This window comes from Streptomyces sp. MMS24-W38 (genome assembly GCF_059889265.1).
Genome location: NZ_JCBCPP010000002.1, coordinates 162,547 through 176,810 on the forward strand (window position 1 = coordinate 162,547; position 14,264 = coordinate 176,810).

At 71.4% G+C, this 14,264-nt stretch carries 9 protein-coding genes; 2 read left to right on the forward strand and 7 right to left on the reverse strand.

Annotated elements, in window-relative coordinates; all coding sequences use genetic code 11:
- The first annotated feature begins 54 nt into the window (after positions 1–54).
- Together AC6F7H_RS33730 and AC6F7H_RS33735 are read left to right on the forward strand one after the other, a co-directional pair.
- Positions 55–1,146 (forward strand): ParB/RepB/Spo0J family partition protein, encoded by a 1,092-nt coding sequence (locus AC6F7H_RS33730; RefSeq protein ID WP_500762479.1) that lies wholly within the window; start codon positions 55–57, stop codon positions 1,144–1,146.
- 39 nt (positions 1,147–1,185) lie between these two features.
- Complete coding sequence (locus AC6F7H_RS33735; RefSeq protein WP_500762481.1) at positions 1,186–1,953, forward strand: helix-turn-helix domain-containing protein; 768 nt, start codon at positions 1,186–1,188, stop codon at positions 1,951–1,953.
- An 83-nt stretch (positions 1,954–2,036) separates the two neighbouring features.
- Here AC6F7H_RS33735 and AC6F7H_RS33740 read toward each other — a convergent pair whose 3' ends face one another.
- From AC6F7H_RS33740 to AC6F7H_RS33770, 7 genes are read right to left on the reverse strand one after another with little or no spacing between them, the layout of a single operon-like run.
- Positions 2,037–3,386, reverse strand: coding sequence for a cytochrome P450 (locus tag AC6F7H_RS33740; RefSeq protein ID WP_500762483.1), 1,350 nt, complete (start codon positions 3,384–3,386; stop codon positions 2,037–2,039).
- Between the two features lies 1 nt (position 3,387).
- On the reverse strand, positions 3,388–3,924 hold the full coding sequence (locus AC6F7H_RS33745; RefSeq protein WP_500762485.1) for a flavin reductase family protein: 537 nt from the start codon (positions 3,922–3,924) through the stop codon (positions 3,388–3,390).
- Positions 3,921–4,379, reverse strand: a complete 459-nt coding sequence (locus AC6F7H_RS33750) for an acyl-CoA thioesterase (RefSeq protein ID WP_500762487.1) — start codon at positions 4,377–4,379, stop codon at positions 3,921–3,923. The genes AC6F7H_RS33745 and AC6F7H_RS33750 overlap by 4 nt, the downstream gene beginning before the upstream one ends.
- 3 nt (positions 4,380–4,382) lie before the next feature.
- Positions 4,383–10,286: a type I polyketide synthase gene (locus tag AC6F7H_RS33755; protein ID WP_500762489.1), complete on the reverse strand. Its 5,904-nt coding sequence runs from the start codon at positions 10,284–10,286 to the stop codon at positions 4,383–4,385.
- Positions 10,283–11,311 carry an enediyne biosynthesis protein gene (locus AC6F7H_RS33760; RefSeq protein WP_500762491.1) on the reverse strand — a complete coding sequence of 343 codons (1,029 nt, stop codon included), beginning with the start codon at positions 11,309–11,311 and terminating at the stop codon, positions 10,283–10,285. Before AC6F7H_RS33760 ends, AC6F7H_RS33755 begins: the two co-directional genes overlap by 4 nt.
- Before the next feature lie 2 nt (positions 11,312–11,313).
- Complete coding sequence (locus AC6F7H_RS33765) at positions 11,314–13,164, reverse strand: CRTAC1 family protein (protein WP_500762564.1); 1,851 nt, start codon at positions 13,162–13,164, stop codon at positions 11,314–11,316.
- A gap of 56 nt (positions 13,165–13,220) precedes the next feature.
- Entirely contained in the window at positions 13,221–14,210 is a 990-nt protein-coding gene (locus AC6F7H_RS33770; RefSeq protein WP_500762493.1) for a DUF1702 family protein, read from the reverse strand.
- Between the last annotated feature and the right edge of the window lie 54 nt (positions 14,211–14,264).

Sequence of the window (14,264 nt, forward strand, 5' to 3'; positions counted from 1 at the left end):
GCGCAATGAAGAGGCACGCCGGAACAATTCGTACCGGTTCAGGGGGGTGTCAGGTTGGAAAGCGACAAGGCTCTGGAGCTGCCGACGAACTACACCCAGCGGGTCCGTATCGTCGCGTTGCTTCCGGCCGACTCCCCCCGGCTGAACGGGGTCGACCACGCGCATGTGCAGCGCCTCGCCGACATCCTCGCCTCACTGCCGCCGATACTGGTCCACCGGCCGACGATGCGGATCATCGACGGTTCGCACCGGGTGGCCGCCGCCGCCCTGATGGGCCAGGACGCCGTCGAGGTGCACTACTTCGACGGGCCCGAGAAGGACACGTTCCTGCGCTCGGTGTCCGCGAACATAGCCCACGGGCTGCCGCTGTCGACGGCGGAGCGCAAGGCCGCCGCCGAACGCATCCTGCGCTCCCACGCGGACCTCTCCGACCGGGCCGTGGCCACCTGCACCGGGCTGGACCCCAAGACGGTCGCGGCCGTGCGGCGCAGTTCAACCGTGGGGACTCCGCAGTCGAACACGCGGGTGGGCAGCGACGGCAAGGACCACCCGCTGGACCGCACCCTGGAGCGCCTGCGTGCCGCGGAACTCATGACCAGCCAGCCGGACCTGCCGCTGCGGGCCGTCGCCGAGTGGTCCGGCCTGTCCCTGGGCACCGCCCACGACGTACGCAGGCGCCTCCAGCGCGGCGAGACCCCGGTGCCGAGCCGGCGGCGCGGCAAGGAGCCGGAGCGCCGGGCACCGGACGCCGGCTCCGCCCCGGCCACCCTCGCGAACCGGGAACCGGCGGGAACCGCACCCGGGCGGCCGGCGGGCGGGCGGCCGGCGGGCGGGCGGCCGCCCGCCGTCGGCGGACGCAGCCGCACCCCGCTGGAGACGCTCCGCAATCTCGCCGCCGACCCGTCGCTGCGCCAGTCCGAGTCCGGACGCCACTTCCTGCGCTGGCTGCACACCCACTTCGTGGTGGACGAGGCATGGCGGCAGCAGGCGGGCGCCGTACCCCCGCACTGTACGGCCATCGTGGCCGAACTGGCTCTGCAGTGCTCCCACACCTGGCGCAGGTTCGCCGAGGACCTGGCCAGCCGCCGCCTGACCGACATGGGGCCCGCCGACACCGTTCGGACCACGCCGACGACCCGGAACTGAAAGGCGCGGCATCGCCATTCTCGACCACAGGGAGAAACGGTGACCTCCACCACGACCGAGCGTGCAGTCCACAGGGTGATAGACGATATGCAGGCCAATCTCGGCCAAGACCTCACCATCGACGACATGGCGCGCACCGCGATGTTCAGCAAGTTCCACTTCACCCGGGTATTCCGGGATGTGACGGGCACTTCCCCTGGACGTTTCCTCTCCGCACTCCGGCTGCAGGAGGCGAAACGCCTCCTGCTCGACACCACATTCAGCGTGGCCGACATCAGCAGTCAGGTCGGATACAGCAGCGTGGGCACCTTCAGCTCCCGGTTCAAGGCCTGCGTGGGTGTTTCTCCAAGCGTGTTCAGGGAGCTCGGCGGATTCACCTCCGCCATCGACCCCGAGGGCGACGGGGGCGACGGGCCGCGCACCACCCTGCGCGGGCAGGTGTCCCTGGCCGAGGGCCGCTCCCCCGGGCACTGTTTCGTCGGCCTCTTCCCCACACCGGTCCCCCAGGGACAGCCGGTGCGCTGCACCGTCCTGGACGGCCCCGGCGCCTTCGAGCTGCGCGACGTTCCCGCGGGCACCTGGTACCTGCTCGTCCACTCCGTCCCGTACGGCAGCGAGCACCTTCCCTCGGGTACGGGGGACGAGGGCACCGTCTCCGTCGGCCGCTACGGGCCGGTCACCGCGCACGCGGAGACCGCGCTGCTGCCCGCCGAGATCGCGCTGCGCCCTGTCGGGGCGCTGGACCCGCCCGTGCTGATGGCGCTGCTCGACCTGCGCAACAACGCGCTCGAGCAGGCCGTCGGCTGACCGGCGGCAGCGCACCGGAAGGGGGGAGGGCCACGGTACCGACCGTGGCCCTCCCCCCTTCCGGTGCGCCCATTCCGAACGCGTCAGTCGGCCTCCCGGACGGTCATCGGCAGTCCGCCGCGCATCCGCAGGGACATCATCGGTTCCGGCACGCCCCGGTGCCCCGGTACGACGTCCAGGTCCAGGTCCCGGGTGACCAGCGCGGTGACGAAGACGGCCTCCATCACCCCGAGGCCGCTGCCCACACAGAACCGGGGTCCCGCCCCAAAGGGGATATAGGCGTAGCGGGGGCGGTTGGCGGCCCGCGCCGCGTCGAAGCGGCCCGGGTCGAACCGCTCGGGGTCGTCCCACAGGTCCGGGTGGCGGTGCAGGGTGTAGGGGCAGACCAGGACGTCCGCCCCCGCCGGAACCGTGAAGCCGCCCACCTCGTCGGCCCGCTGCGCGATGCGCGGCAGGATCCACACCGGCGGGTACAGCCGCATGGCCTCCTGGACGACCTGGGTGGTGTACGTCAGTTTGTGTAGGTCGTCGGCGTCCGGCGGGCGGGCGTCGGCCAGGACGGCGCGGGCCTCGTCACGCAGCAGGTCGCGCACGTGCGGGTGGCGCGCCAGCAGGAACAGGGTCCACCCCAGGGTGCTCGCCGTCGTCTCGTGCCCGGCCAGGAGCAGGGTGACGAGTTCCTCGCGCAGGCGCCGGCGCCCCACGGCCGGGTCGTCGTGGCGGCGCGCGGCCAGGATCATCCGGGCGAACGCGTCGTCACCGGGATCGTTCTCGTCCAGCCGGGCGCTGCGGTCGGCGACCAGTTCGTCGACGGTCCGGGCCAGGTCCCTGCGGGCCCTGCGGAACCGCCGCTGGGTGCCCAGCGGCACCCAGGTCGGCACCAATCCCTGCGTCACCATGTCGAACATCGCCTGGTCCTGGACCGCCTCGAAGGCGTGGGCGATACCGCCGTGACCGTCCAGGGACGTGTCCATGAGGGTGCGGCCCAGCACGCCGAGCGTCAGCCCGGTGACTTCCTTGAGCACGTCGACGGGCCCCTGCCGGGCCCGGGTGCGCAGCAGGGCGACCAGCGCGACCGCCTCCTCGGCGACCGCTCCCGCCTGCTCGGTGATGCGTCGGGGCCGGAACGCGGGCTGGACGTTGGCGCGCTGGGCGCGCCACAGTTCGCCCTCGCTGGTGAGTAGCCCCTCCCCGAGGATCTTGCGGGACTCCACCAGGCCGATGCCCTTGTGGTAGTTGGCGGCGTTGTCGGCCAGGACGTGTTTGGCGTAGTCGGGCCGGTTGAAGATGTACATCTTCTTCGGTCCCATGGCGACCCGCACGGCGTCGGACAGCTGGGCGGCGTCCCCCATCATGCCGAGCCGGTCGACGGCGAGCTTGCGCAGCAGCCCGGGCAGGGCCCACACCGGCGGGCTCGGGGGGTGCACGCCCATGTCACACCTCCGGTGTGCGGTCGGAGAGCTGCCGGAAGCGGCCGCCGTGGAACACCAGCGGCTCGCGCTCCGGCGTCTCGTCCAGGGCGAGCACCCGTCCCAGGAAGATCGCGTGGTCGCCGCCGTCGTACGTTCGCCATTTCGCGCATTCGAAATGGGCCGCCGCCCCCGCGATCAGGGGGGCGGCGCTCTCGCGGCCCGGCAGCGAGCCGACGGCGTCGAACTGCTGCGCACCGGCGGGCCGCGAGCGGCTGGCGAAGTACCGGGCCACGCCCTCCTGGTCGGAGGCCAGGACCGACACGGCGAACGTGTCGGCCTCGGCGAGGCTGCGGTACATGCCGGCGTCCCTGCCGACGCACAGCAGGACGAGCGGCGGATCGAGGGAGACGGAGGTGAACGAATTGGCGGTCATGCCCCGTGGGGAGGTGCCGCCGGCCGTCACCACGGTCACCCCCGTGGCGAACGCCCCGAAGGCCCGCCGCAGCCGCGTGGCGTCGCCGGCGGCGGTCCACGGCGGTGCGGCGGTCAGGGCGCTCATGCGGTCCGCCCCGTCAGGGAGGTGGGCCGCGCCGCGTACGGCCGCAGCGCGCGGGCCAGGGGCTCCGGGATGAGCGAGGGCACCGTGTTGGTGTTGGGACCGCGCATGCAGGCGATGCGCTGGCGGCCACGGGCCACCAGGATCTCGGCGCCTTCGGTGACCTTGACGTAGTCGAAGGTGAACTCCAGCTGCGTCTGGCCCAGTTCGGACAGGCGCATCCGGACGGACAGCTCGTCGAAGGCGGTGATCTCGGCGAAGAACTCGCAGTCCACCTTCAGCGTGAACAGCTTGAGGTCGTCCTGCAGGTCCGCCAGGACCTCTGGCGCCTTGTCCCGGAGGAACATCTCCCGGCAACGCCCCTGCCAGCGCAGGTAGTTGACGTAGTAGACGTTGCCGACGAGGTTGGTCTCCTCGAAGCCGACGGTGTGCCGGTACTCGAAGTAGTCTTCCACCATGGTCTAGGGCTGCCCTTCAATTCGGTCCGTGTCGTGTACGAGGAAGGCGAAGACCGCGGGTTCCAGGGCGTCGCGCAGCGCGGTGACGAAGGTGGCGATGCGGATGCCACCGGCGGCGAACTCCACCCATGCCTCCCTGCGCCGGGGCAGCACGGTCAGCGGCGCTCCCGCCATGATCCCGGCCTTCTGGAGGCACTCGACGGCGCTCCACACGCGTGTTGCGGCGGTGTCGGGCGCCTCGCCCGTCTCCTTGGCGACCAGTTGCGCCACCGGGGCGTGCTCGCCGAGCAGCCCTTGCCATTCGGTCGCCGAGCGCATGCTGACCGCTTCGATGTCGCAGGCCACCTCCGAGCCGGAGACGGCGCTGAGAGTCACCCCGAGCCCGTGTGCCGCGGACATCGACAGGTGCCGGTCCGATTCGAGTTCCGGTCGCCCGTCGGGCCGGTGGCTGACCGTCACCGGGGCGCCCAGGGCGCGGGCCGCCGCGTCTGCGGTGAAGCCCCGGCGCTGGGTCACCGAGCCGGCGGGCTGTCCGCTGTGCGGCTCGACGGCGACCGCGATCCGGGCGTCCAGGACCTCTTCGAGCGTGCGCTCCAGGTACGGGCCGAGCAGGGGTGCGACCCAGGGGCCGGCCCCGTCGGTCCGGCGCACGGCGTGCAGGGTCAGTCCCTCCCAGCGCTCGACGACGGTGCCGTCCTCGTCGCGTACGGCGATGTCGTAGACGTAGATGTTGCCGTCCCGGCTGCGTTCGACGGCCGTGTACCTGAGCCGCTCCGGCACGTGGTCGCCGGAGCCGAGCGGGTGGATCCGCTCGACGCTGGAGGGCAGCAGGGTGGCGTCGGGCACGCAGACCTGGTTCCCGTGCATGAGCGCGTCGCGCATGCCCGGGTCGGCCAGCAGCAACTGCCCGGGCAGGAACCCGGCGAACCAGCCCTCGGGGTGCCGCCGCACGTCGACGTCGGCATCGACGTGCCGGGCCGCGGCCCGGTGGAAGCGGCGCAGCCGCTGGAAACGCTCGCCCTGGAACAGCAGCCCGCCGTACAGGTCGGCGGCCGGGTCGAGCGGGACCGGAGCGGTGCCCTCGGGCACCTGCTCGGGCGGTCCGTCCGGGGCCTGGGCGCCGCCGAAGACGAGCCGTGCCCGGAAGTGCTCGGCCACGAAGCCGGTGTCCTCGGCGTGCACGGCGACGTCGACGGTGTCGCGGCCGGTGACGGTGGCGGCGACACGGATCCTGGTGCTGCCGTTGGGCGGTACGACGATGGGCCGCAGGAACTCGGCCCCTTCGATGACGGGTGTGCCGCTCCAGCCGGTCGCGGCGGTCGCAACCTGCGCCATCGCCTCCATGCCCATGACGGCGGGCAGCAGCAGGTTGCCGTCGAGCAGATGGTCGGCCAGGTAAGGGTCGGTGCCCGCGTTCAGTTCCACCTCGGTGACGAGTTCGACGCCGTGGTAGCGCACGAGCGGGTTGCCGGTGAACCTCAGCAGCGGCAGCGGCGGCAGGTCGCGGCGGACGGTCTCGATGCCCTCGGTGCGGCCGCTGATGACCGTGACCACGGGAGCGTCCGGGTCGGAGATCAGACGCAGCAGGATCTCCACGCCCTGGTCGGGCGAGACGGGGGTGATGCCCTCGCGGGAGAGCGACTCGACGACGGAGAGCTTCTCGCCCATGCCTACGCCGGACCACACCGACCACTCCATGCACCTCGCGCGAAGCCGCGGGTGGGTGCGGGCGACCTCCTCGGTGAGGTCCGCCAGCCATTCGTTGGCGGTGGCGTAGTGGGCCTCGCCACGCAGTCCCGCCCGGCCGATGATGCTGCCGAAGGAGACCAGCAGCTTCAGGCCGTCGGCCCCCACCGCGTCGAGGACGGTGCGCAGACCGTCGACCTTGGGGGCGAAGGTGCGGCGGAAGTCCTCCGCGTCCAGCTCGGTCAGGGCGGCCGGTTCGTTGCGGCCGGCTCCGTGCAGCACGCCGGTGATCCTGCCGAGGGTCTTCTCCAGCTCGGCGACGGCCGCCGCAATCTGTTCGGGGGCGGTGACGTCGGCGCGCGCGTAGTGCACGCCGACGCCGCTGTCGGCCATCCGCGCCAGGTTCTCGGCGAGTTCGGTGTCGGCGGCCGGGTCCGACCGGCCGAGCACGGCCAGCTTCGCCCCGGTCCGCCGGGCGACGGCCAGGGCGCACTCGGCGGAGATGCCCTTGCCGCCGCCGGTCACCAGCAGCACGTCCGTGGCGTCCAGCGGGAGGTCGGTGGACTCCTGCTGGACCGGCAGGGCCCGCAGGGTCGGCACGCGCCGCACCCCGGCCGCGTTGTAGTGGGCCTCGGCGAACCGGTCGGTCGCGCGGACCTCTGCCACGACCCGGGCCACCGCGTCCCCGTTCAGCGGGGTCTGGACGATCGTGGTGCGCAGATGCGGGGCCTCCTGGTGCAGGGTCTTGGCCAGGCCTGCCGCGCCGCGCCCGTCCTGCACCAGGACGAACCGTCGTCCCCGGTCCCCCGCCAGGGCGCTTCTGGCGGCGGCGAGTACCTCGTCCACCTCCTGCCGGGTGCAGCCCCTGGGCAGGACGGCGAGGACACCGCTGCCGGTGCCGGCACCTTCCAGCGCCGCCTTCAGGTCCTGGCAGAAGGCCCGGTCGGCGGCGCCGAACAGCTCCCACGTGCCGCACTCCTCGGCGGCCCCGGCCGGCTGCGCAGCCACCTCCTGCAGGTCCACGGCGAACGGCCGGGCCCAGGGCGCGGCACCCGCCACCGCGGCGGCTCCGGCGCCCTCGGCCGCCGTCGCGCCGGTGCTGACCAGGGTGTCCAGGGCTTCGGCGAGTTCGGTGAGGCTGGCGGTGGCGAAGTTGGTCGACATCTGGGTCGGCGCTATCCCGAGGCGGGCCGCCGCGAGGTTGACGATCTGACCGACGGTGATGGAGCTCAGGTGCAGGTCGTCCAGGAGCCGGCTGTCCGGGTCCACGAGTTCGGCCGGGAGTTCGGCGCGCTCCGCGACCAGACCCCTCAGCACGTCCAGCGCCGGCTCCCGCTCCGCGGCCGTCTCCTCGGTGACGGGGGACGGCCCGCCCATGGGCGTCGCGGGCACGGCGGCCGGGGGTGCCTGGGTGTCGGTGATGCGTGCCGGTGCCGTGGTCCCGGCGACCGGAACCTGCGGGGTGGCCGGGCGCGGGGCCCGGGCAGGGGGCGCGCCGTCGCGGGGCGCCTGCTCGCACGGACTGGAGAGGAAGGAAAACTCCTGACCGACCTTCAGCGGCCGGATCAGCCGGTCCCGGAACAGGCCCTCGAGCGCGATGGGGGCGCCTGCGGCGAACGCGGCGCCCGCGACGCCGAGAAGGCCGCGCAGTGACTCGTCGTCGGTGTCCAGTGCGACGGCCGGGACGTCCGTCGCCGCCCGCGCCATGCCGCTGAGCACGCGACCCGGGCCGACCTCGACGAACAGGTCGGCGTACCGGGCCGCTTCGCGCACCGCCTGGGTGAAGCGGACGGGAGCGGTGATCTGACGGCTCAGCAGCGCCGGTACGTCGGTGTCCCGGTCCAGTTCGGCACCGGTGACCGTGGAGACGACCCTGCCGTGGACCTGTCCGAGGCCCGCGTCGGCCAGCCAGGTGCCGAACGCTTCGGCCGCCGGGGCGACCAGGGGGGAGTGGAAGGCGTGGGAGACGGGGAGCCGGGTGCAGTCCACCCCGGCCTCACCGGCCCGGCGCTCGACGTCCCGGACCGCCTCGACGGGTCCGGCGACCACGGTCTGTTCGGGTCCGTTGTATCCGGCGACGACCACGTCGAGGCCGGTGATGAGCTCCTCCGCCCGCTCAGAGGACGCGTGCAGGGAGGCCATGGTGCCCGAGGCGCTGTGCAGGGCCATGGCCCTGCCCCTTACGCGCGCCGCCTCCAGCAGCGTCTGCTCGTCGAAGGCGCCGGCCCAGTGCAGGGCCGAGAGCTCGCCGAGACTGTGGCCGACGGCGACGGTCGCCCCCAGGCGCAGCGCGTCGAGGACGCGCAGGCCGGCGGTGGTGCCGGTGACGATGCGCGGCTGGGCCACGTCGGTGGCGACCATGTCGCCGGTGCTCGGCAGGCCGGCCCGGTCGAAGACGTCGGCGGCCTGGGCGAACCGGCGGCGCAGCGCGCCTCCGCCGGTTCCCCTGCCGGAGCCCTGTCCCGGGAAGAGGAATCCGATCCGGGCCGGTCCGGTGGCCTTGCCGAGGAAGCTGCGCGTGTCCGCGGCGGTGTACGTGCTCTCGCCGGACTCCAGCAGGCCGACCAGGTGCCGCAGGCGCCGCTCGGCGTCCTCCGGGGAGGAGACGACGACGGCTGCGCGGTGCGGCCTGCCCCGCAGTTCGCGCTGGAGGGTGGCGGCCAGGTCGGCGACCTGGCCGTAGGACACACCGGCGACGAAGTCGGCGACCTCGGTGATCCTGGTGCGCAGGTGTCGGGGCGAGTCGGCGTCGAGGACGAGCAGTTCGCAGTCCTGCGGGGAGTCCGCCAGTGCGACGGGCCGGCGGTGCGCCGGCGGTCGGTGCCGGGTGGTGGGTTCGTCGAGGACCACGTGCGTGTTGATGCCGCCGAAGCCCATGGCGGTGATGCCGGCCCGGCGCGGTACGTCCTCGGGCCAGGGTTCCGCCTTGCGCAGCGCCTTGAGGTTGGCCCGTTCGCCGGTGAGCAGGTCGTGCGGGTCGACGGTGCCGATCGACGGCGGGACGGTGTGGTGGTCGAGGGCGAGGACGGCCTTGATCAGGCCCGCGATTCCGGCGGCGGCCTTGGTGTGGCCGATCATGCCCTTGATCGAGGTGATGGCCGCGACGGGGACGTCCGGGCCGGCCGCGGCGCGTTCCTCGGTGAGCGCGGTGAGCTCGGTGGTGTCGCCGACGGCGGTCCCTGTGCCGTGGCCCTCGAACAGGCGAACTGTCTCGATGCCGAAACCGGCCCGCTCGTAGGCGCGTCGCAGAGCCAGCCGGTAGCCGCTGACCTCGGGCCGGGTGATCCCGCCCTGTCCGTCCGAGGAGATGCCCCAGCCCGCGATGGTGGCGTAGATGCGATGGCCCGCCGCGAGGGCATCCTCCTCGCGCATCATGACCACGATCCCGCATCCCTCCCCCGGCCAGAAACCGTTGGAGCCGCGGTCATAGAGCTTCATCTCCCCCTTGGCGAGGGCACCTGTCTTCGCGAAGCCGATGATCTCGAACGGGTCGATCGACAGGTCCACGCCGCCGGCGACGCCGACGTCGATGTCGCCGGAGAGCAGCGCGGTGCCGACCGTGGTGACCGACAGCAGGGAGGAGGAGCACGCGCCGTCGACGGTGTATCCGCCGCCGCCCAGGTCGAAGTGGTTGCAGATGCGGCCCGCGATGGTGTTGGCGAGCCCTCCGGCCAGCGAGTCCTCGTCGATGGCCGGGAAGGGGTCCTTGTACGAGGTCTCGACCTCGGCGAGGAAGTCCGCGATGCGGGCGTCGTCCCAGCCGTCCTGGCTGGCGAGGGCCGAAGCCATCACCCGCCGTACGTAGGGCCAGCGCAGCCGCATGACGTTGGCGCGGGTGAATTCGCCGGTGAGCGTGTTGCCCACCACCACTCCGGTGCGCTCGCGCGGCAGTCCCTCGCCGCCGGGGAATCCGGCGTCGGCCAGGGCCCGTGCGGCGGTGTCGAGGGCGAGCCAGTGCGTCATGTCCGTCGAGCGGAAGGTGCTGCCCGCGATGCGGTGGGCGATCCGGTCGAACTCGTAGCCCTCGAGGACGGCGGCGTTGCGCGCGTAGAAGGTGTCGGGGGTGGCCGGGTCGGCGTCCCAGTAGTCGTCCAGGTTCATGCGGACGTCGGGCAGTCGGCGGAAGGCGCGCCGTCCGGCGACGGCGTTGTCCCACAGTTCCTGGGGCGAGTCGGCGTCGGGGTAGCGGCATGCTATGCCGACGATGGCGATTCTGTTCATGCTGTCACCGGAACCTTCCGAGTCGGCGCCTGGGCCGCGGGCGGGCAGGCGCAGGCGTCCGCCGGGCAGGCGCACGCCGGTGCGGCGTCCCGGTCCGTGGCCTGTTCCACGGCGGCCAGCGCCAGGGCCTCCTCGGCACGCCGCTTGGCCACGATGTCCGCGGTCCACAGGAAGGTGCCCCGGATGGCGCAGACGAGCGCGGTGGCGAAGAAGAGGCCGTAGGCCACGCTCATGGCGGTTAGGACGCCGTACATGGCCGCGACTCCGCCGCCGAAGGCGATCTGGCCCCACTTGGAGGAGGGAGTCGTGCCGGGGTCCGTGATCATGTAGTTGGTGAAGAGCATGAACGCCACGCCGGTCATCATCGCCAGGGCGGCCGGGATGGAGGTGTCGAACATCAGGCCGCGCACGATGGCCTGGAGGGCGAAGCCGCCGACCCAGGCGAGGATGAGCCACATGCGCTCGGTGAGCTTGGCGTTGAGCATCGTGCCGAAGACGATGATGATCGCCGGGACGAGCCAGTCGAAGCCGCCGTCGATGTACTCGGTGAACTGGTACGGCGGCGCGATGGAGGCCCACGGGAACAGCAGCAGGATGACGGCGATGCCGAAGTTCGAGGGATTCATGACGTGCCGCATGCGGCCCTTGAGCGGGGCCCTGAGCACCCACTTGGTGCCGACGGCGACGATGACGCCGAAGATCATGACCTCGACGACGTCGTTGACGTAGGAGAGCATGTTCACCGCGAGTGCGGTGATGTGGGCCGGCAGCAGGAACTCCATCAGGCCCTTGAAGCCGTTGCCCCGGAAGCGGGCGGCGCGGCCCTCGGCCCGGGCGCCGATCGCCTCCAGGGCGATCTCCAGCGTGTAGGCGGTGGCCAGGGCGATGAAGGGCCAGGTCCAGGGCTGCTCGAAACCGAGCACGGTGTAGCCGAAGACGTTGAGCACAGAGATCGAGATCGCGAATCTCCGCAGCGCCGTGACGACCTTCGTGTTGTGGCGCGGGGCGGTCTGGGACGGGGACATGATCACTTCTCCTTGGCCTGGATGCCGAGTTCGAAGCCGTGCCGGCCGGGCTCCATCCGCAGCTTCTGCTCGTGGACGTCGCCGCTCCGGTCACGCCAGGTCAGCACGACGGGCAGCGGTCCTCGGACGCCCTTGCCCAGGCCGATGTGCACGTCGGTGCTGCGCTTGCCGGAGTGGCCTCCTCCGCCGTCGAGGCGGGCGATGCGCTTGGTTCCGTCGGGTAGTTCGACACAGACCTCGGCGCCCACCACGGGGGCTCCGTCGGGGTGGGTCAGCGTCAGTTGCATGGAGGAACCGGTGTTCTCGCTGACGTTGCGGAAGAAGGCCGGCTCGCCCCACTGCCGGGCGACGGCCATGTCGAGGCGGCCGTCGCCGTCTACGTCGGCCGTGGCGATGCCGCGGGTCGGGACGGGCTCGCCGATGCCGAGCTCCTGGGAGAGGTTGGCGTACCGGCCGGTCTTCTCGTCCAGGGCGAAGAACCGCATCCGCTGGCTGCCGGCCAGATCGTCGCCGACCTGGACGTTGGGCCACCATTGCGGGTTGGAGACCAGGGCGTCGTTGGCGGTGGCCAGCTCCTGCAGCTGCGGCCAGCGGTTGTTCTTGCCCTTGAGGAAGCCGAGGGCCTGGGTGATCTCCAGGTTCCCGTCGTTGTCGAAGTCGCCCATCTTCACGTCCCAGCCCCAGCCGGACCAGGCGAGCCCGAGGGAGGAGGACTTGTCCTCGTAGAGTGCCTCGCGCTCCAGGAAGCGGCTCCGCAGCTCGGCCTTGCTGTCGGCCCGGCTGACGAAGGCGAAGTTGGACTCCTGGATGCCGAACGATGTCGTGATGTTGCTGATGAACATGTCGTACAGGCCGTCATGGTTCAGGTCGCCGAAGTCGATGCCCATGCCCTTGAATGAACTGCGGCCCAGCTCCTTGGACTTGGGGACGGCACCGGAATGCTCGGACTTGACCTCGCGGAACTTGATCTCACCGGGGCGGGAGACGTTGTGCAACAGGGCCGAGGTGCCGAAGTCATGGGCGAGGTACATCTCCGGCAGCCGGTCGCCATCGAGGTCGGCGGCCGAGGCGCCGAGTGACCAGCCCTTGTCCAGGCCCTGTGGGACGGAGCCGTCGGTCTTCTCGTAGCCGTCCTCCGTCCAGCGGAAGAAGTGACCGCCGCCGCCGTTCTGGGCGTGCGAGAGGGAGTCGTTCATGGTGACGCCGCCGTCCTTGGAGGGGTCCAGGACGGGGCTGTCGGGGAAGTAGTTGCCGATGAAGATGTCGTTGTGGCCGTCACCGTCGAAGTCGGCGACGGCGGCGGTGTTGGAGTTCCACAGCGGCCCGGTGTACTTCTTGCCGGGCTTCCCGGGCAGCAATTCGGTGGGTTTGAAGGAGTCCGCCGTCAGCGGCGCGCCCTCGACGCCCTCGTTGACGAAGATGACGGGGGTGCGGCCCCAGTAGTAGACGAGGAGGTCCATCGCGCCGTCCTCGTTGTAGTCGCCGGGCATGCAGCCCATCGGCGCCATCGTCGTGCTGACGCCGAGCGGCGCCGGGTCGAGCGCGAAGGGTGCGTAGGCGTCCTTCCGCGTCGGTGCGGGAGTGACCACCGCCTGGTCGATGCGCGGGTCGCTGATGCACAAGTCGTTCGGCAGCCCGTCGCGGTCGAGGTCGTTGAGGGCGATGCCCGCGCCGACCGAGGAGATCCACGCGTCGATGTGCTTGTAGGCCTTGTTGACCTTCCGGACCTCTTGCTTTTCGAAACCGCCCGGCATGGATATGGACATTTTCTCGAACGCGAATTTCTCCGTTATTTTGTCGACCTCGGACGCCGACGAATCGGGAAGTCGCACTCCGTAGAAGGTCCCCACCATCAGGGCGAGGGCGATAATTCCCGGTGAATTTCTGCGTACCCAGTTCTTCGTGACCGTCACTGGTCGGCACCTTTCCGGAGCAGCGAAAGAGAAGCGAGTTCGGCGGCGATGTCGCGCCGCCATGTCTCGTAGGCCGGAGAGGCGGCCTGCGGATCGGCCGTACGCGGTCTGAGGTCCCGGCACACGTGGGCGGCCTGCTCGGCCGTTGTGCCGCACATGACGCGAGCCGCGAGGTGGGTGTGCTCGATGACGGTGTCCGCCTTGATACGTGCCTCAACGGCGAACGCGGAGCCCTGCGCGAGCGCCCAGCGGTGCCCGCCGGCCCCCTCGGCGAAGCTCCGCAGCTCGTCCTCGTCCGCCCCGCCCGCGTAGGTGCAGGCAAGCCCGGCACCCGCGTACAGGTCGCCGTGGCGGTCCTCGGGGTAGGCGCGGATCAGATCGGCGACGACCTCGGGGTCAGTACCTCCAACGAACCACAGGGCCCGGCCGATGCCCTGGTCGATGGCGTTCGCCGTGTAGTGGTTATGCCCGCCACGCCAGCGAAAGGGGTGCTGGACCTCGGGTGTGCGGACGTAGGAGCCCGTCTTGAAGTACGCCTGGTGGAAGCCATATCCGTCCAGGGCGAGCCAGCGCAGCAGGGGGTCGGTGGTGCCGATGTCGGGCCACAGCGGCTTGGGCAGACGTGCCATCGCCCAGCCGATGCCGACATGGATCATGTAGTCGTGGTGACGGCCGCGGCCGGCCAGCAGGCCGGCCAGGCGGCCGCTGTGCCCCGGGAGCGCGTCGTGGATCACGGCACCCATGCCAGCGCCCTCGTACGCGAAGCCCCGCACGTCCCGGGGGACGGCTTCCAGCATCTCCTCGGTCTCGTCGGCCGAGGCCGCCTCCATCGCGCAGGCGTAGCCCTGGAGGAAAGTCTCGCCGATTCTCTCCAGCCGCGCCTTGGCCTCCGCGTCCTTCACGTGAAATCCGCGCACCTCCATGGTCGTTTCCGAAACGGGAGGTGTGAACAATCTGCGCCGAAAAGCTCCAAACCCAGTGGCCACGGTAATGACCCGCCCCTCTCAGATCCCTGGAATTTCGCCAGCAAATCAAATTGA

Excerpts from the sequence above, each read along its gene's own strand:
- AC6F7H_RS33755 (WP_500762489.1), bottom strand. The coding sequence starts at position 10,286 with ATGAACAGAATCGCCATCGTCGGCATAGCATGCCGCTACCCCGACGCC.
- AC6F7H_RS33740 (WP_500762483.1), bottom strand. The coding sequence starts at position 3,386 with ATGGGCGTGCACCCCCCGAGCCCGCCGGTGTGGGCCCTGCCCGGGCTG.
- AC6F7H_RS33745 (WP_500762485.1), bottom strand. The coding sequence starts at position 3,924 with ATGAGCGCCCTGACCGCCGCACCGCCGTGGACCGCCGCCGGCGACGCC.
- AC6F7H_RS33750 (WP_500762487.1), bottom strand. The coding sequence starts at position 4,379 with ATGGTGGAAGACTACTTCGAGTACCGGCACACCGTCGGCTTCGAGGAG.
- AC6F7H_RS33760 (WP_500762491.1), bottom strand. The coding sequence starts at position 11,311 with ATGTCCCCGTCCCAGACCGCCCCGCGCCACAACACGAAGGTCGTCACG.
- AC6F7H_RS33765 (WP_500762564.1), bottom strand. The coding sequence starts at position 13,164 with ATGGTGGGGACCTTCTACGGAGTGCGACTTCCCGATTCGTCGGCGTCC.